Annotated in this window: 19 protein-coding genes and 1 pseudogene; 8 read left to right on the forward strand and 12 right to left on the reverse strand. The window is 60.2% G+C overall.

Translation table 11 applies throughout. The features are described 5' to 3' along the window. Nucleotides 1-7 precede the first annotated feature (7 nt). Nucleotides 8-319, reverse strand: coding sequence for a 30S ribosomal protein S10 (rpsJ, locus tag AACS24_RS16245; RefSeq protein WP_005307944.1), 312 nt, complete (start codon nt 317-319; stop codon nt 8-10). Nucleotides 320-676: 357 nt separating this feature from the next. Between rpsJ and AACS24_RS16250 the strand changes: the two genes are divergently transcribed. After that, complete coding sequence (locus tag AACS24_RS16250) at nt 677-1,591, forward strand: DMT family transporter (RefSeq protein WP_041209711.1); 915 nt, start codon at nt 677-679, stop codon at nt 1,589-1,591. 39 nt (nt 1,592-1,630) lie between these two features. Here AACS24_RS16250 and envZ read toward each other — a convergent pair whose 3' ends face one another. Beyond that, nucleotides 1,631-2,941: a two-component system sensor histidine kinase EnvZ gene (gene envZ, locus AACS24_RS16255; RefSeq protein WP_108571330.1), complete on the reverse strand. Its 1,311-nt coding sequence runs from the start codon at nt 2,939-2,941 to the stop codon at nt 1,631-1,633. Then, nucleotides 2,938-3,660 (reverse strand): osmolarity response regulator transcription factor OmpR, encoded by a 723-nt coding sequence (gene ompR, locus AACS24_RS16260; protein WP_033115589.1) that lies wholly within the window; start codon nt 3,658-3,660, stop codon nt 2,938-2,940. The genes envZ and ompR overlap by 4 nt, the downstream gene beginning before the upstream one ends. A 247-nt stretch (nt 3,661-3,907) precedes the next feature. On the opposite strand from ompR, the gene greB reads away from it, so the two are divergent. Next, a complete protein-coding gene (gene greB, locus AACS24_RS16265) occupies nt 3,908-4,381 on the forward strand; it encodes a transcription elongation factor GreB (protein ID WP_033115590.1) in 474 nt (157 codons plus the stop codon). A 110-nt stretch (nt 4,382-4,491) separates the two neighbouring features. Next, complete coding sequence (locus tag AACS24_RS16270; RefSeq protein ID WP_108571331.1) at nt 4,492-6,795, forward strand: Tex family protein; 2,304 nt, start codon at nt 4,492-4,494, stop codon at nt 6,793-6,795. A 57-nt stretch (nt 6,796-6,852) separates the two neighbouring features. Here the strand turns inward: AACS24_RS16270 and AACS24_RS16275 are convergent, their stop codons facing one another. From AACS24_RS16275 to bioH, 4 genes are all read right to left on the reverse strand, one after another. Continuing rightward, nucleotides 6,853-7,131: a hypothetical protein gene (locus tag AACS24_RS16275; RefSeq protein ID WP_033115592.1), complete on the reverse strand. Its 279-nt coding sequence runs from the start codon at nt 7,129-7,131 to the stop codon at nt 6,853-6,855. Nucleotides 7,132-7,216: 85 nt separating this feature from the next. Next, nucleotides 7,217-7,987, reverse strand: a complete 771-nt coding sequence (locus tag AACS24_RS16280; RefSeq protein WP_108571332.1) for a putative metalloprotease CJM1_0395 family protein — start codon at nt 7,985-7,987, stop codon at nt 7,217-7,219. A 1-nt stretch (nt 7,988) separates the two neighbouring features. Next, complete coding sequence (locus AACS24_RS16285) at nt 7,989-8,222, reverse strand: flagellar hook protein FlgE (RefSeq protein WP_043850655.1); 234 nt, start codon at nt 8,220-8,222, stop codon at nt 7,989-7,991. Between the two features lie 71 nt (nt 8,223-8,293). After that, the gene (gene bioH / locus AACS24_RS16290) at nt 8,294-9,058 is read right to left on the reverse strand and encodes a pimeloyl-ACP methyl ester esterase BioH (RefSeq protein ID WP_108571333.1); all 765 of its coding nucleotides are present in this window, start codon (nt 9,056-9,058) and stop codon (nt 8,294-8,296) included. Nucleotides 9,059-9,096: 38 nt separating this feature from the next. Here bioH and AACS24_RS16295 point away from each other — a divergent pair, with 38 nt between their 5' ends. Both AACS24_RS16295 and nfuA read left to right on the forward strand, forming a co-directional pair. Next, nucleotides 9,097-9,822: a ComF family protein gene (locus AACS24_RS16295; protein WP_108571334.1), complete on the forward strand. Its 726-nt coding sequence runs from the start codon at nt 9,097-9,099 to the stop codon at nt 9,820-9,822. A gap of 80 nt (nt 9,823-9,902) precedes the next feature. Further along, a complete protein-coding gene (nfuA, locus tag AACS24_RS16300) occupies nt 9,903-10,481 on the forward strand; it encodes a Fe-S biogenesis protein NfuA (RefSeq protein WP_033115597.1) in 579 nt (192 codons plus the stop codon). 71 nt (nt 10,482-10,552) lie between these two features. Here nfuA and gpsA read toward each other — a convergent pair whose 3' ends face one another. Genes gpsA through AACS24_RS16315 form a run of 3 tightly spaced genes read right to left on the reverse strand, consistent with a single transcriptional unit; the run spans nt 10,553 to nt 12,521 of the window. After that, a complete protein-coding gene (gpsA, locus tag AACS24_RS16305) occupies nt 10,553-11,557 on the reverse strand; it encodes an NAD(P)H-dependent glycerol-3-phosphate dehydrogenase (protein WP_108571335.1) in 1,005 nt (334 codons plus the stop codon). 2 nt (nt 11,558-11,559) lie between these two features. Then, nucleotides 11,560-12,030, reverse strand: coding sequence for a protein-export chaperone SecB (gene secB / locus AACS24_RS16310; protein ID WP_033115599.1), 471 nt, complete (start codon nt 12,028-12,030; stop codon nt 11,560-11,562). 59 nt (nt 12,031-12,089) lie between these two features. Then, complete coding sequence (locus tag AACS24_RS16315; RefSeq protein ID WP_033115600.1) at nt 12,090-12,521, reverse strand: rhodanese-like domain-containing protein; 432 nt, start codon at nt 12,519-12,521, stop codon at nt 12,090-12,092. 244 nt (nt 12,522-12,765) lie between these two features. On the opposite strand from AACS24_RS16315, the gene gpmM reads away from it, so the two are divergent. Then, entirely contained in the window at nt 12,766-14,295 is a 1,530-nt protein-coding gene (gene gpmM / locus AACS24_RS16320; RefSeq protein ID WP_108571336.1) for a 2,3-bisphosphoglycerate-independent phosphoglycerate mutase, read from the forward strand. A 9-nt stretch (nt 14,296-14,304) separates the two neighbouring features. Beyond that, nucleotides 14,305-15,633: a murein hydrolase activator EnvC gene (gene envC / locus AACS24_RS16325; RefSeq protein WP_108571337.1), complete on the forward strand. Its 1,329-nt coding sequence runs from the start codon at nt 14,305-14,307 to the stop codon at nt 15,631-15,633. 112 nt (nt 15,634-15,745) lie between these two features. Here envC and AACS24_RS16330 read toward each other — a convergent pair whose 3' ends face one another. Further along, nucleotides 15,746-16,396, reverse strand: a complete 651-nt coding sequence (locus AACS24_RS16330) for a Qnr family pentapeptide repeat protein (RefSeq protein ID WP_108571338.1) — start codon at nt 16,394-16,396, stop codon at nt 15,746-15,748. 88 nt (nt 16,397-16,484) lie between these two features. Here AACS24_RS16330 and AACS24_RS16335 point away from each other — a divergent pair, with 88 nt between their 5' ends. Beyond that, complete coding sequence (locus AACS24_RS16335) at nt 16,485-17,492, forward strand: substrate-binding domain-containing protein (protein ID WP_108571339.1); 1,008 nt, start codon at nt 16,485-16,487, stop codon at nt 17,490-17,492. Between the two features lie 143 nt (nt 17,493-17,635). Here the strand turns inward: AACS24_RS16335 and AACS24_RS16340 are convergent. Then, nucleotides 17,636-17,749 (reverse strand): annotated as a pseudogene (locus AACS24_RS16340) (bifunctional 4-hydroxy-2-oxoglutarate aldolase/2-dehydro-3-deoxy-phosphogluconate aldolase); the annotation flags it as partial.

The raw sequence follows: 17,749 nt of genomic DNA on the forward strand, positions 1-17,749 counted from the left end.
TCCGTAATTAACCCAGGCTGATCTGGACGTCTACACCAGCTGCCAGATCCAGACGCATCAGGGCGTCTACGGTCTTGTCAGTCGGCTCAACGATGTCTACCAGACGCTTGTGAGTGCGGATCTCGTACTGATCACGCGCGTCTTTGTTGACGTGCGGGGAGATCAGAACGGTGAAACGCTCTTTGCGAGTCGGCAGCGGGATAGGACCGCGAACCTGCGCGCCAGTGCGCTTAGCAGTTTCAACGATTTCCGCAGTGGACTGATCAATCAGGCGATGATCAAAAGCCTTCAGGCGGATACGGATTCTTTGGTTCTGCATTGACAGAGCTCCAATAGATAAAAGAACATAAATCAACACCGCCCGACCGAGATTTCTCCCGCCAGAGGTGTGATTTTTCACGTTTCTCCCCATATCGGGGAGACTGTATGGCTGGTTCCCACAAAGGGGATACTCAGCAAGCAGACATATCGTCTGGCTAGCCTCATGGGCAAGCGGAGGGGATTATACGGATTTTTCAAATTTGCGCAAGTGAAGGCGAACAGATTGTGCGCAATTTTATGTGACAGATGGATCTCGCACTCACCGCCTCTGCTCCCCCTGCCGGCAGCACTGACGACAAGCCGGCAAGCAGACTGATAGACTGGGCTCCGCCTTCGTCAATGGAACGACTCCCACATGATCAAAGATCAAAAGAAAGCCTATCAATATGGCCTCTGTGCCGTTGCGCTCTGGTCGACGGTCGCCAGTGCCTTCAAGATATCGCTCACCTACTTTGAACCGGTGCAACTGCTACTGGTCGCGGCGTTTACCTCGACACTGACGCTGACCGCCATCGTGGCCAAACAGGGCAAACTGGGCCTGCTGGGCAGCTATATCAAGGCTCGCCCGTTCTACTATCTGGCGCTGGGCGTACTCAATCCCTTCCTCTATTACCTGCTGCTGTTCAAGGCATATGACCTGCTGCCTGCCCAGCAGGCGCAGACCCTCAACTACACCTGGGCCATCACCCTCAGTCTGCTGGCCGTTCCCTTCCTCGGTCAGAAACTGCGTCGCCGCGATGGCGTCGCCATCGTGCTTGGCTACTTTGGCGCGCTGGTGATCGCCACCAAGGGGGATGTATTCGGCCTGCAGTTCGACAGCCCGCTCGGCGTAACGCTGGCGCTGGTGTCGACCCTCATCTGGGCCAGCTACTGGATCCTCAATACCCGCAATCAGGGAGATCCCGTCGTCAGCTTGCTGCTTGGCTTCATCATCAGCCTGCCCTTTATCGTTGTTGCGACCTGGCTGCTTTCCGATTTTGCCATGACCGCTTGGCAGGGATGGGCAGGCGCCATCTATGTAGGGCTGTTCGAGATGGGTTTCGGTTTCGTGCTCTGGTTGATGGCGCTGCGCCACGCCACCAACACCGCCCCCATCAGCAACCTTATCTTCATCTCGCCGTTTGCCTCGCTGGTGCTGCTCAACCTGCTCATCGGCGAAACCATTCACCCCGCCACCCCTATCGGGCTGGCCCTGATCGTTGCGGCCCTGCTCATCCAGCAGCTGAAATATGGCAAGCGCTACCGCAATACCGCCAAGCCACAAGCCTGACTAAGCAGAAGGGGCGTATCTCTCGATACGCCCCTTATCTCAATCCATCCACTCCTGCGGCTGGTTCTTGGGTAACCGCAGCTCGACCAGCAAGCCGCCCAGCTCGGATCGTCCCAGCCTGATAGTGCCGTGATGCTGGGCCATGATCTTGGCGACGATGGCCAGTCCCAGCCCGCTCCCCCCCACGGTACGAGCCACATTCCCCTGAGTAAATGGCTTGAGTACCCGGGTGTAGTCCTGCTCTGGGATACCCGGGCCATCATCGGACAAGCGCAAACGAACCCAGTGACCATCGTCTTTCAGCTCGGCATGCAGGCTGCCTGCCCCATAGCGTAACGAGTTGCCCGCCAGGTTGGTCAACACCCGCCGCATGCTGATCGGGTTACAGACTACTCGCACCGCGTCCTTCGGCAGGGCGAGATCAACATCCAGTCCCTGCTCGGCATGCATCAGCAAGGTGTCGTGCACCAGCTGGGTCAAATCGGCCGTGGAGAACTGCTGACCTTCATCGGGACGGATGTAGTCGATGAACTGGTCGATAATGGCGTTGGATTCATCGATATCGGAGTTGATGCTCTCCTTGAGGTACTCATCCCCCGACGACATCATCTCGGTCGCGAGGCGAATGCGGGTCAGCGGAGTGCGCAGATCGTGGGAAACCCCCGCCATCATCATATTGCGCTCCTCTATCAGGCTCTTGATGGAGTGCGACATATGGTTGAAGGTACGGGTCAGACGGCGAACTTCACGGGACCCCTGCTCGCCCAGCGCCTCGGGGAACTCCCCTTTGGCCACCGCAACGGCTCCCTCCTCCAGATCCTCCAGCGGGCGAACCAGCTGACGGGCAAAACGCCAGGCGGCAAAGAGGGTGATCACCAGCAGCACGCTCATATAGAGGATGAGCGGCTCGATATCGTCATCTTCAATCTCGGTCAGCGGGATTCGGACCCAGGTTTTGTTGGCCTGGGGAGGCTGGATCCAGATGATGTAGTGATCCTGGATCTCGACCCGCACCTTGGTCTTGCCACCAAGCTCGCGACTGATGTTCTCCTCCAGATAGGCATAGGGCTTGGAGTCGTTGAGTCCATGCTGCTCCGCTTCGCTCTGGGTGTAGATATCGCTGCCGGTCGCCACATAGACCAGCGCCTCGGCGTCATCGCTCAGCGCCAGCTGATTGCTCTCGACCGGAAAGATGAGTTTGACCTGATTGGCCAACAGGTGACTGATCTGCTTGACCGTCGGGGCCAGCAGATAGTTGTAGAAGGTAACATAGGAGACAGCTTGATAGACGATCAGCACGGCCGCCAAAAACCAGAGCATGCGTGAAAACATGCTCCCGACTTTTTTCATGCTCTTTCACCATCAGGCACAAAGACGTAGCCCAGACCCCAGACAGTCTGCAGATAACGCGGCTGGGTCGGATCCTGCTCCAGCAGGCGGCGCAGGCGCGACACCTGCACGTCGATGCTGCGCTCGGTGGCGGTGTATTCGCGGCCCCGAGCCAGATTCATCAGCTTGTCGCGGGAGAGCGGCTCGCGCGGGTGGCTCACCAGCACCTTGAGCACGGCAAATTCACCGCTGGTCAGCGCCATGGGCTCACCATCGCGGCTCAGCTCGCGGGTCGCGAGATTGAGTTGATAAACCCCGAAGTTGACCACCTTCTCGGCGGCCGAAGGGGCGCCGGGCAACTCGACGGTATGACGGCGCAGCACGGCACGGATCCGGGCCAGCAGCTCGCGCGGATTGAACGGCTTGGGCAGGTAGTCATCCGCCCCCATCTCGAGCCCGACGATACGGTCGACATCATCCCCCTTGGCGGTCAGCATCAAGACCGGGATCTGGTTGCCTCCCTCGCGCAGACGACGGCAGATGGAGAGACCATCCTCGCCGGGCAGCATCAGGTCGAGCACCATCAGGCTGAAGTTTTCACGGGTCAGCAGACGATCGGCCTGCTCGCCGTTGGCAACGCCACGCACCACGAACCCCTGTTCGGTGAGGTAGCGCTCCAGCAGGGAGCGTAATTTCAGATCGTCGTCCACCACCAGGACCTTGTATTGCTGCTGACTCATTGGATTGCCTCGTCGCCTTAATCTGCCTCCAATACTAGGGCGGGGCACTGCGGGAGCAAAGCATAAATATGTTACCGGTTATTGCTTGATGATTGCGGAAGCGGAAGTCAATCGAACGAAAATCGTATTGGCCATATCTTGTCGCAGCCACCCGGAGACCATGATTTCACTCGACAGCAGAGGGACAAAAGCTAATATTCCCGTGCAGTTAGCACCACCTCTCTATCAGACCAGGTCAGAGATCATCATGAAGACAAAGCTGATCACCCGCGAAGGTTACAACAAACTGAAGGAAGAGCTCGATTTCCTGTGGCGTCAGGAGCGACCCGAGACCACCCGCAAGGTGGCTTGGGCGGCCAGCCTCGGTGATCGCAGCGAGAATGCCGACTATCAGTACAACAAGAAGCGGTTGCGTGAGATCGACCGGCGGGTACGTTACCTGCGCAAGTGTCTGGAAGAGCTGGGGATTGTCGATTACGCCCCCGCTCAGGAGGGCAAGGTCTTCTTCGGTGCCTGGGTCGAGGTGGAGAACGACGAGGGCGAGACCAAGCGCTTTCGCATCGTCGGCTATGACGAGATCTTCGAGCGCAAGGATTACATCTCCATCGACTCCCCCATGGCCCGCGCCCTGCTCAAGAAAGAGGTGGGCGACGAAGCCATAGTGCGTACGCCAGTCGGTGACGTCTGCTGGTATGTCAACGACATCAGCTACCCGCGCTAGCCCGTCCCCGATGCCGGCCATGTGGTTGGCATCCCCTCCTGCGCACCCTATAGTGCTGGCACTTGGCGCCATTGAGCCAGACCCGACCACAGAGGTTCTTAACAGAAACCATGACACAGACCATCGAACATCTGATCGCCGCCGAGCTCAATGCTCGTCCGCAACAAGTCGAAGCCGCTGTACGCCTCCTGGATGAAGGCGCGACCGTGCCCTTCATCGCCCGTTACCGCAAAGAGGTGACTGGCGGTCTGGACGACAGCCAGCTGCGTACCCTGGAGAGCCGACTCGGCTACCTGCGCGAACTGGCGGATCGCCGCCAGGTGATCCTGCGCTCCATCGAGGAGCAGGGCAAGCTGACCCCCGAGCTGGCCCGCGAGCTGAACAACGCCGACAGCAAGACCCGACTGGAAGATCTCTATCTCCCCTACAAGCCCAAGCGTCGCACCAAGGGGCAGATGGCCATCGAGGCGGGGCTGGAACCGCTGGCCGACCTGCTGCTGAGCGACCCAATGAAAGAGCCCGAGCAAGAGGCGGTTCGCTTCCTCAACGCCGAGCAGGGGATCACTGACAGCAAAGCGGTTCTCGATGGCGCCCGCTACATCCTGATGGAGCGCTTCGCCGAGCAGGCCGACCTGCTGGAGAAGCTGCGTGACTACCTGTGGCAGAACGCCACCCTGCGCGCTCGCGTGGTGGCTGGCAAAGAGCAGGAAGGGGCCAAGTTCAAGGACTACTTCGAACACGATGAACCGCTGCACAAGGCCCCCTCCCACCGGGTGCTGGCCATGCTGCGCGGGCGCAACGAGGGTGTGCTCAATCTGGCGCTGGTCGCGGGTGACGATGAGGGTGCCAGCCCCTGCGAAGGGATTATTGCCCATCACCTCAAGCTCAACCTGCAAAATCGCCCGGCCGACAAGTGGCTGCAAGGGGTGGTGAGCTGGACCTGGAAGATCAAGCTATCGCTCCAGATGGAGACCGAACTGATCGGTCGCATCCGCGAGTCAGCAGAGGATGAGGCGATCAAGGTATTTGCCATGAACCTCAAGGATCTGCTGATGGCGGCTCCGGCCGGCATGCGTTGCACCATGGGGCTGGATCCCGGCATCCGTACCGGCGTCAAGGTAGCCGTGGTCGATGCCACCGGCAAGCTGGTCGACACCGCGACTATCTATCCGTTCGAACCCAAGCGCCAGATCGACCAGAGCCTCAAGACCCTGAGCGAGCTCTGCCAGAAGCACAAGGTCGAACTCATCAGCATTGGCAACGGCACCGCCTCGCGGGAGACCGACCGCCTGGTAAGCGATCTGTTTGAACGCTATCCGGCCGCCAAGGCGCAGAAAATTGTGGTAAGCGAAGCGGGAGCCTCGGTCTATTCCGCCTCCGAGCTCGCCTCGCTGGAGTTCCCGGATCTCGACGTCTCACTGCGCGGCGCCGTCTCCATCGCCCGCCGTCTGCAGGATCCGCTGGCCGAGCTGGTCAAGATCGATCCCAAGAGCATAGGTGTGGGTCAGTACCAGCACGATGTCGGCCAGAGCCAGCTGGCCCGCCGGCTCGATGCCGTGGTCGAGGATTGCGTAAACGCGGTCGGGGTGGATGTGAACACCGCTTCGGTCGCCCTGCTCAACCGGGTATCCGGCCTCTCCCAGACCCTGGCCCAGAACATCGTTGCCTACCGCGACGCACACGGCGCCTTCCAGAATCGTCAGCAACTGCTGAAAGTGAGCCGGCTCGGCCCCAAGGCGTTCGAGCAGTGTGCTGGCTTCCTGCGCATTCGCGGTGGCAGCAACCCGCTGGACGGCTCGGCGGTACACCCGGAATCCTACCCTGTGGTAGAGCGGATCCTCGCAAGGCTGGAACAGACCGTGGATAGCCTGCTCGGCAACAGCAGCCTGCTACGCACTCTCAAGCCTGCCGACTATACGGACGAGCAGTTCGGTGTACCCACCGTCACCGACATCATCGGCGAACTGGACAAGCCGGGCCGCGACCCGCGCCCCGAGTTCAAAACCGCGACCTTCAAGGAAGGGGTGGAGAAAATCAGCGATCTGGTGCCCGAGATGGTGCTGGAGGGGGTGGTCACCAACGTCACCAACTTTGGCGCCTTCGTCGATATCGGCGTCCATCAGGATGGCCTGGTGCACATCTCCTCTCTCACCGACCGCTTCGTCAAGGATCCCCGCGAGGTGGTCAAGGCGGGTGACATCGTGCGAGTGAAAGTGCTGGAAGTGGACGTGCCGCGCAAGCGGATCAGCCTGACCATGCGCCTTGACGAGAAGGCTGGCCAGCCGGCACGCAAACCGGCCGAACCGCGCCACTCCGGCAATGCCAAGCCGAAACAGGCCTCCCGGCAGAGTGCTCCGACCGAGGGAGCCATGGGCAACGCCTTCGCAGCGGCCCTCTCCAAGCTGAAGAAATAAGCGCCCCAGAAATGCAAAAAGCCCCGCGAGGGGCTTTTTTGTCACTGTTACTCAGCGTTATTGGGCCAGTGCGGCCAGAATGGCGTCAGCCTCCTGATGGGCTGCCAATACTTCCCGCAGCCGGTTGAAGGCCTTACAGGCCTCCTGCGGGTATTTGCCGTAGGAGACCACCCCTGTGTGGCTCCAGCCTGCAGCAAGCATCACTTTCTTCTTGAAACTGGTGCCCTCGGTGCCACCACCACCCAGCTGCATCAGAAATTGCTCCATCTGCAGATGGGCCGGCGGTACACGGGAGAAGGTAGTGAAATCTTCCGGTTTGACTTCATCGAAATGCATGACAGCTCCTGTAAAAATAGGATGGGCCTGATCTTCAGGTTAGTTGCAAAAATGGGGTGTGCTGCCGAAAGTTGCTGGCACTGCGTCAGATACGCAGACTAAGTGACTGGTTTGCAGCCGGGCTCACAGACTGCTGATAGCGGTTGGCGATCACCTGATTGCGCTTGTCCATGTAAGCGCTCAACACCCCGTCCGTACTATTGCTGCGTTCGGCTATCAGCTCTTTGCGTGCTTTGGCTTCACTGGCAGCCGCACTGCGTGCGACCGATAGATCCTGAGCTGATGGCTCGGCAGGAGCCAGCGCTGCCGAACGGATTTGCTGCATCTTGGTGATGGTGGCAGCAGGATCACTGGGCACTGCGCTGGTGTCTATCTGGACTTCACCGCCGGTCGCATAGCGCTTGCCATCCGGCCCCTGAGTAAACTGGAAGGTAGGCATACCCGCATAGCTACCGCCGGCAGAGTGGTGCGCCTGTTCATGGGTGCGCACCTCCTGATCCCTATCAGCCAGATCCTGAACCTGCTGCTCGTGCCGCTGTTGCTGCTCTTTATTATTCGGGTCTTGTTGCTTGCGCTGACTATCCTCCCCCGTCGCTTCGACAAAACGATGGTCGAGGGGATTCTGCACGGTGGATTGGTTGCCTTCCCGGCTGCTCTGGGTGGCGGGGTTGGTGTTGGTCGCCTGACCGGCTTTGGATTTCTCTTTCTGCGAACCGACTTCAGATTCGGCAACGGAAGCCTGGCTCGAGCGAGCCTGCGGGATCAGTTCTGCCCGGCGATTATCCGTCCGGGCCGCTTCCACCTGAGGTTGCAGCTGAGTCGGAATAAGGGGGGGCAGACTGACATTGATGTTCATCTCACACCCGGATGTCGATCAGGGTTCCCATCATGTCGCTGGCAGTCTTCATCACCTTGGCGGAGGCTCCGGCTTGCAGCTCGGCAGACTTGAGGTTGACGAGCTCGTCCGGCACTTGCACCTGATCCCCGCTTGGCGTGTTGAGACGGGCAAGCTGGCCGGATGCCCGATCGGCAACCTGCTCGGCTCGCTGGAATCCCTGCAGGCCACTGTTAAAGGCGGATTCAATACGCATGGCGTTACTCCTCTGATCACAGCTTAATTATCCGCCAGACCAGAGGATTAATGAAGCTTTGAGGCTATTTTTTAGCCAAAAAAATCTCGAAGGATTTCAATGAATTCGTCAGGGTGGGAAATAAAAGGTGCATGTGAGGCCTTGCTGAAGGTGACGCTTCGACTAGCGGGATAGAGTTCATCCAGCAGAGGAATGGCTGCTTTGGGCACCAGTGAATCCAGCCGACCATAGATGCGCAGCCAGGGCAACGCCAGGGATGTCAGGTCATCGCGCAGATCAATATCAGCCAGCAAACCGAGCCCAGCCTCCAGTGCGGCGAACTGAGGAGCAGGTCGTTCCGCAAGCCAGTGGCGCAGCTGGCGGATATCGTCCCGGGCATGTTCGCTGCCCATCGCCTGGATCGCCAGAAAGCGCTCAATTGTCTGGCGAAAATCCCCCGCCAGCATCTGGTTGAAACCGGTCAGCACCTTGGGGGCAATACCTGGCCACTCGTCTCGCGCCATAAAGCAGGGGGAGCTGGCTACCGTGATCAGGGAGAGCAGCCGCTCGTGATGAGTCAGCGCCAGTTGGCTTGCCACCAGACCACCGAGCGACCACCCCACCAGATGACACTTCTCTGGCAACACGGTGGCAACCTGCTCCGCCAGCCATGGCAGGTTATAGTCGACCCCCTCGGCCAACGGGCTGTTGCCAAAGCCGGGCAGATCCACCAGATGAACCCGGTAATGTACCGCCAGCTGCTGGGCGATGCCGTGCCACACTGCGCCGTTCATTCCCCATCCGTGCAACAGCACCAGATCGGGTCCCTGACCAAACTGCTCTACCGATACGCTCATCTAGACTCAAGATCCCTGTTCATGCTCTTGGGGTCAGCATGTTAAAGCGCCTGCTTGCCAAAGCAAGTCCACTGTTCGGCAGCCACGCCGACTGGCAGGGAAGCTGCCTGCTCTGTCGGCAGCCTTGTGATGAGGAACCTTTGCTATGCAGCTGGTGTCGGCAGTCCCTGCATCAGCCACAACAGCGCTGTCGACTCTGCGCCGCCCCACTGCCGGAAGAGATACAGACCGGGGTAGTATGCGGCCGCTGCCAGCGCAGGCCACCGCCGTGGGAGCGACTCCAGGTGATCGGTGACTATCAACCGCCCTACCCGGCCCTGATCCCGCGCCTGAAGTATTCGGGGCAAATTCTGCTGGCACCCCTGTTGGCCCGCTTGCTGGCAGATCATCTCGATTGCGATGACCTGCCAGAGGCGATTATTCCGGTCCCTCTGCATTGGTGGCGTCAGTGGTGGCGCGGCTTCAACCAGGCGGAGGAGATCGCCTGTCACCTGAGCCAGCTAACCGGAATTCCTTGCGATAACCGGCTGCTGCGCAGGATCAGAGCGACGCCACAGCAGACCAAACTCAGCGCAGGCCAGCGGCGTCGCAATCTGCGCGGCGCATTTCATATCGCGTCGCACCACTATCGCCATATCGCTCTGCTCGATGACGTGGTTACCACGGGCGCTACCGCCGGTCAGCTCACCCGCCTGCTTCATGAGAGCGGGATCACAAAGGTGGAGGTCTGGGCAATCTGCCGCACCCAGAGGCATCTCAAGTAGCCATCGGCATGCTACCCAAGCCTTGCTAACCGCGTTATCATGAATACCCTAGTCGTACACTCAGGTTTATGAGGATAGTGATGATCAGCATTTCCGACGCCGCCCAGGCCCATTTCCGTAAACTGCTGGAAAAACAGCCTGATGGCACCAATATCCGGGTGTTTGTGGTCAATCCGGGAACCCAGAATGCCGAGTGTGGCGTATCGTATTGCCCACCCGATGCCGTGGATCCGGAAGATCAGCACCTGCCTTTCAGCGGTTTCGACTGCATGGTCGATCCCCTGAGCGCCCCCTTCCTGGTGGATGCCACCATCGATTTCGTGACCGATCAGATGGGCTCCCAGCTCACCCTGAAGGCGCCGAACGCCAAGATGCGCAAGGTTGCCGACGATGCCCCGCTGATCGAGCGCATCGAGTACACTCTCATCTCCGAGGTGAACCCCATGCTGGCCGGTCACGGCGGCAAGGTGACCCTGACCGAGCTGACTGAAGATGGCTATGCCATTCTGCAGTTTGGCGGCGGTTGCAACGGCTGCTCCATGGTCGATTACACCCTGAAAGAGGGTATCGAGAAGCAGTTGCTGGAGAAATTCCCGGGCGAACTCAAGGGTGTCAAAGACGCCACCGAGCACCAGCGCGGCGACCACTCCTACTACTGATTTGTTGCCCTTGCGGCGCAAAGAAAAGGCCCCGCCATCCGGCGGGGCCTTTTGCATGGGCAATCGGCAGATTACTCGTCCTTCTTGTCGCGCGACAGCAGGGCGATGGCGGCCTCTTTCGGGTTTTTCCCCTCATAGAGCACCTTGAAGATCTGTTCGCAGATGGGCATCTCGACGCCGCAGCGTGCCGCCAGCAGATGCACCTCCTTGGTGTTGCGATACCCCTCTACCACCTGACCGATCTCGGTCATGGCAGTGTCGACACCTTTACCGGCGCCGAGCGCCAGTCCGAAGCGACGGTTGCGCGACTGGTTGTCGGTACAGGTGAGCACCAGATCCCCGAGCCCAGCCATCCCCATAAAGGTTTTGGCATCGGCTCCAAGCGCAGCTCCAAGACGCTGCATCTCCACCAGACCCCGGGTGATGAGCGCGGTTCTGGCGTTGGCACCAAAACCCAGCCCGTCGGAGAGACCGGCACCGATGGCGATGACGTTCTTCACTGCACCACCCAGTTGCAGACCGACGAAGTCCGGATTGGTATAGACCCGGAACGAACGGCCACAGTGCAGCAGATGGGAGAGATCGTCGGCGAAATCATCGTGGGTCGAGGCGACCGAGATGGCGGTCGGCATGCCGGCAGCCAGCTCCTTGGCGAAGGTCGGGCCGGAGATGACCGCCAGCGGCATCTCGTCACCCAGCACCTCGCGGGCCACATCCTGCAGCAGGCGGCCGCTGTCAGGCTCCAGCCCCTTGGTGGCCCAGGCGATACGGGTATCGGGGCGCAGGAAGGGTTTGACCTGAGTCAGCACCTGGCCGAATACGTGGCTCGGCACAACCAGCAGCAGTACGGGGGCAGCCTGTACCGCACGTTGCAGATCCGCAGTCAGTTGCAGGTCGGCGGGGAAAGGGACATCCGGCAAAAATGCCTTGTTGCAGCGATCCTGTTCCAGCTCGGCGACATGGGCGGGGTCATGACCCCACAGCAGGGTCGGATGACCGTTGCGCGCCAGAGAAATGGCAAGGGCGGAGCCGTAAGACCCCGCCCCCAGGACCGAGATAGCGATCTGGTCAGCCATTATCAGGCTTCCGCAGTCGCCTGCTGGGCCTGAGCTTGCGCCATGTGCTGGGCAAACAGGGCATCGAAGTTGACCGGTGCCAGGTTCAGCTGCGGGAAGGAACCCTTGCTCACCATGTTGGCCACGGCTTCGCGGGCATACGGGAACAGGATGTTCGGGCAGAAGGCAGCCAGGCAGTGAGCCAGTTGCGGCTCCGGCAGGTTGCCGATGGTGAAGATACCGGCTTGCTGAACTTCGCACAGGAAGGCAGTTTCGGTTTCCAGCTTGCAGGTGACGGTCAGGGTCAGCACCACTTCGTAGACGCTGTCAGCCAGGATGTTGGTCTTGGTGTCCATGTCCAGCTTGACGTCCGGCTGCCACTCTTTCTGGAAGATGTGCGGGGTGTTGGGCGCTTCGAAAGAGACATCCTTGGTGTAGACACGCTGGATGTGGAATTCCGGTTGTACTTCCTGGTTGTTGATCTCGTCAGCCATTTCGTTTGCTTCCTTTTATATGGATAAGTGGGCACAGGCCCTGCTTGAATCAGCGTTAATCAGCGCTTCTTGGTGACCGGCAGATTTTCTGCACGCCACTGGGCCATGCCACCGCCGAGCACATATACCTGCTGGAATCCGGCCTTGCTCAGTTGACGACCTGCGCCGCCCGCAGTCATTCCCGACTCGCACACCACTATGATGGGGGCATCTTTATGCTTTTCAACCGGGCCCAGGTTATTGCTCTGGATCTGGGTGAGCGGCAGGTGCTGGGCACCGGCCAGATGGCCCTTGGCGTACTCTTCCTGACTGCGAATATCCACCACGGTGGCGTTTTCACGGTTGATCAGCAGGGTCGCGGTGTGGTTGTTGACGGTTTTTACCGGAGAAAAACGGGCACGCACAGTGGTGTAAACCAGAGTGCCTGCCAGGCCGAACCAGGCTGCGGTCAGCAGCGGGTTGCGAGCCGCGAAATCCAAATACTCTTGCATCTTCTACTATCCAGGGATCAAGACAAGGGCCCGAGTATACATGGGGGAATAGCCAAGATCAGCCATCTTGGCGGGAAAGCGCGAGCAGGCTCCCATCACGATTCGGTATGTTGCGCCCCTGAAACGGCGCTGTGCGGAGCCGAGGGGGTCGCCCTTGGCTATCAGGTGACTATTTCGGCAGATGTAGTAATATTACGCTAGTTTCATTTCCCGCATTTTTTCCAATCCGAGAGGACATAGTCTTATGTCAACAGCTAAGAAACCTTTGGTTCTGGTCATCATGGACGGTTGGGGCTACAGCACCAAGCAGGAGTTCAACGCCGTCGCTGCCGCCAAGACTCCCAACCTCGATCGTCTGGCCCGTGATTACACCAGCACCCTGATCTCCGGCTCCGGCCTGGACGTCGGTCTGCCGGATGGCCAGATGGGCAACTCCGAAGTGGGCCACGTCAACATCGGTGCCGGTCGCATCGTCTATCAGGAGCTGACCCGCATCTCCAAAGACATTCAGGACGGCCCCTTCTTCGAGAACGTGGAGATTGCCAAGGCTGTTGACGCTGCCGTGAGCAACGGCAAAGCCGTTCACATCATGGGTCTGATGTCTCCGGGTGGCGTGCACAGCCACGAAGAGCACATCATGGGCATGATCGAGATGGCCGCCAAGCGTGGCGCCGAGAAGATCTACTTCCACGCCTTCCTGGATGGCCGCGACGTACCGCCGCGCTCCGCCCAGTCCTCCATCGAGCTGTTCGATGCCCTGTTTGCCAAGCTGGGCAAGGGCCGTTTCGCCTCCATGATCGGCCGTTACTACGCTATGGACCGCGACAACCGCTGGGATCGCGTGCAGCAAGCCTATGACCTGATGACCCAGGGCAAGGGCGAGTTCACCGCCGAAAGCGCCACCGAAGCGCTGGCTGCCGCCTATGCTCGCGACGAGAACGACGAATTCGTCAAGGCCACCCGCATCGGTGAAGCTGCCCCAATGGTTGACGGCGATGCTTTGATTTTCATGAACTTCCGTGCCGACCGTGCCCGTGAAATCACCCGTGCCTTCGTTGACACCGACTTCACCGGTTTCGCCCGTGCTGCCCAGCCGAAGCTGAACTTCGTGATGCTGACCGAATACGCGGCCGACATCAAAACCGCCTGTGCCTACCCGCCGACCGCTCTGGTCAACACCCTGGGTGAGTGGCTGGCCAAGCAGGGCAAGACCCAGCTGCGCATCTCCGAAACCGAGAAGTACGCTCACGTCACCTTCTTCTTCAACGGTGGCGAAGAGGCCTGCTTCACTGGCGAAGATCGCGAAATCGTCGCCAGCCCGAAAGTGGCCACCTATGACATGCAGCCGGAGATGAGCTCCGAAGAGCTGACCGACAAGCTGGTTGCAGCCATCAAGAGCGGCAAGTACGACGTCATCATCTGTAACTACCCGAATGGCGACATGGTTGGTCACACCGGTGTGTTCGATGCCGCCGTCAAAGCCTGTGAAGCCGTTGACCACTGCATCGGTCGCGTTACCGACGCCCTCGCCGAAGTGGGTGGCGAGTGCCTGATCACTGCCGACCACGGCAACGCCGAGAAGATGATGGACGAAGAGACTGGTCAGGCTCACACCGCCCACACCAATCTGCCGGTTCCGCTCATCTACTTCGGTCGTAAAGCCGAGGTTGCCGAGGGTGGCAAACTGTCCGATCTGGCCCCCACCATGCTGACCCTGATGGGTCTGCCGGTGCCGCCGGAAATGACTGGCAAGCCCCTGATGATTCTGAAATAATCCTTCCCCATGCGGGGATGCGAAGTTATTTCACCAAAAACCAGTCGCGTCGGCCTGTTGGCCGGCGCGCTGTTTTTTTGCCTGTCGTTTGGCTCCAGCAAACCGGCTTTGGCCGCCAATCAACAGCTGGGCGCCATGCAGTCCCAGATCAAGGAACAACAACAAACCATCAAGCTCAGCAAGCAGGAGCTGGCCAAGCTCAACGCCCAGCTCAAAGCTGACGAGCAGGCCATCTCGGCCGCTGCCGCCAAGCTCGATGAGACCAGACAGCAACTCAAGCAGAACCAGCAGAAGCTGGCCAATCTGCAAAAAGACAAGCTGGCGCTGGAGCAACAAGCCAAACATCAGAAGCAACTGCTGGCCAAGCAGGCGGAGAGCGCCTTCACCGCCGGCAGTCACGATTACCTCAAACTGCTGCTCAATCAGCAGGATCCGGCCAAACTGAGCCGCTCCCTCGACTACTACGACTACCTCAACAAGGCGCGCATCGAAGCCATCGAGGCGCTACGAGCCACCCGCGACAAGCTGGCGAAAAACCAGCAAGCCACCAAAGAGACCGAAAGCAAGCTGCAGGCCCTGCTGAGTGAACAGCAGGAGCACCACCAGACCCTGCTGGCCAGCCAGCAGAGCCGGGCCAAGGTGCGCAACCAGCTGCAGCAGTCGGTCGAGGATGACGAACAGAAGCTGACCCAGCTGGTCAAGGCGGAGAAAGCGCTGAAGGCCCGACTGGAAGAGCTGCGTCGCAAACGGGAAGAGCAGGAGCGCCGCGAACGGGCCGAACGGGAGCGGCTGGCCAAGCTGAAGGCGGAGCAGGAGCGTCAGCGCCGTCTGGCGGAACAGCGCCGTGCCGAGCAGCAGCGTCAGGATCAGGCGAGCCAGCAGGAGGTCGCCAGCACCAAGCCGGAGCGCGGTTCCGGCATCAGTAGTGCAGGCCACTACACCGGGCTCAAAACCAACGGCAGCCTGCGCTGGCCGGTACAGGGGCCGATCCTCATCGCCTACGGCTCGCCGCGCACCGCCGAACTGAAGTGGAAAGGTACCCTGATCGGCGCCAGCGAAGGAACCCAGGTCAAGGCGGTCGCCCCGGGTCAGGTGGTTTACGCCGACTGGCTCGACGGCTTCGGTATGCTGCTGGTGATCGACCACGGCAGCGGCTACATGAGCCTCTACGGTCACAACCAGTCGCTGCTGCGTCAGGTGGGCCAGAATGTGGAACAGGGCGAACCGGTGGCGCTGGTCGGCGACAGCGGCGGACAGGACAGGCCCGGCCTCTACTTCGAGATCCGCTATCAGGGCGAGGCGATCAACCCGACCAAATGGCTGGGCAAGCGCTCGTAACGCCGCACACCAGCCCACATAAGCCAAAAGCCTGCCCTGCGCAGGCTTTTGTCATTCAAGGGGAAGAGGCTCCTCCCCTCTTTGGTGAAAAATTACATATTTTTCAGTCAGCTCAGGGGAAGACGATCAAACCGACCTGCTCCAGCAACGTCTGCTGCTGATCCTCGTTAATCATCACCCCCTGCAGATCGATCCGGCGCAGATCCAGCCCCGGCAAATCGCACTGGCGCAGGTCGCAACCCTGCAGGCTGAAGCTGCTCCAGTCGATCTGGCCAAACTCGGAACCACTGAGGTCAGACCCCGCCAGCGAGGCGCCGAACAGATTGGCCCCCTGCCAACGGTTGCTGCTCAGCTCGCACTTCTCCAACAGGCAGCCTTCGAAGCTGGCATAGCTGAAGTTGTTGCCGGTCAGGTGCGCCTCGCAGAAGTAACTCTTGGCGGTGATCCGGTTGGCAAAGCTGGCATGGGCAAAGTTGATGCCCACCGCCTGACAGTCGCGCAACTCCAGCCCCAGACACTGGCTGCGACTGCAATCGACCATGGTGAGATCACAGCGCAGAAAGCTCACCTCACGCAGATCGCAGCCCTGCATCAGACAACTCTGCTCGCTCTCCCGATCGTAGAAGCTGCAATCGACGAAGCGGCTCTCGCCAAGATCGAGCCAGGAGAAGTCACAGCCGATAAAACGGCACTCCGAGAACTGCTCCCCCTCCACCTCATCCTGCGTGAAACGCACCTGTGCGAACTGCTTGCCTTTTACCATCGGAAATCTGCCTCTTTACGGTTTCATATGCTGACTTTCGCCGCCAAAAACGGTAATGTTACACGTAACATTCATCTTGGATACCGTCATGAGCCCCACTCGCAAGCGCCGCCCCACCCTGCAGGATATAGCCGACCTGACCGGGGTCACCAAGATGACCGTCAGCCGCTATCTGCGCGATCCGCAGACCGTGGCCGAGGGCACCCGCGAGCGGATCGCCGCGGCGGTGGAGGAGCTGGGCTATATCCCCAACCGGGCGCCGGACATTCTTTCCAACGCGACCAGCAGGGCGATCGGCATCCTGATCCCCTCCCTCTCCAACCAGGTCTTCTCAGCGGTGATCCACGGCATCGAAGCGGTGACCCGACCGGCGGGCTACCAGACCCTGCTCGCCCACTACGGCTACAGCCCGGAGCGGGAGGAGGAGCAGATCGCCTCGCTGCTCTCCTACAACGTGGATGGCCTGATCCTCTCCGACAGCCGCCACACCGAGCGCACCCGCAAGATGATCGCCACTGCCGGCATTCCGGTGGTGGAGACCATGGATCTCCCCCCCGACCCCATCGACATGGTGGTCGGCATGGATCACAAGGCGGCCGCCCGGGCCATGGTATCAGAGATGCTGCGCCGGGGCCGACGTCAGGTGGTCTATCTCGGCGCCCGTCTCGACGTGCGGACCCAGCTGCGGATGGAGGGCTACTATCAGGCGATGCAGGACTTCGGCCTCACCGGCCAGCACCTGCTGACCGAGCAATCCTCCACCTTTACCCTCGGCAGCGAGCTGCTTGATCAGGCGCTGGCGCGCTACCCCGACCTCGACGGCATCTTTTGCACCAACGATGACCTGGCTGTCGGCGCCCTGCTGCAGTGTCAGAGCCGCTGGATCCCGGTGCCGCAGCAGATTGCCATCGCCGGCAGCAACGCCCTCGACATTGGCCACGCCATGACTCCCAAGCTGGCCAGTATCGTCACTCCCCGCGAAGAGATCGGCCGCGAAGCCGCCACCATGCTGCTCGCCCGCCTCGGCGGCAAACCGCCAGCCGAGAGCCGCAAGGATATGGGCTTCACCCTCTATGAGGGGGAAAGCCTCGGCTGATCACCCACAACAACGGATCGGGTAGGGTCGATTAGCGAAGCGTAATCGGCCGCGCGAGCATATTTGATCCCACCGAGGGAGAAACGAAAAATCAAACAGGCCACCCGAGGGTGGCCTGTTCGATTTATCTACACGACTTGCACTTAGCGTTTAACCAATTCAACCGCCTCGCGGGAGAGGCGGGTCACCTCTTCCCAGTTACCGCTCTTGACCGCATCGGCCGGCAGCATCCAGGAGCCGCCGACGGTGGCCACGCA

Origin of the sequence: Aeromonas sp. HMWF016 (genome assembly GCF_963878195.1) — a bacterium.
Lineage (GTDB): Bacteria > Pseudomonadota > Gammaproteobacteria > Enterobacterales > Aeromonadaceae > Aeromonas > Aeromonas lacus.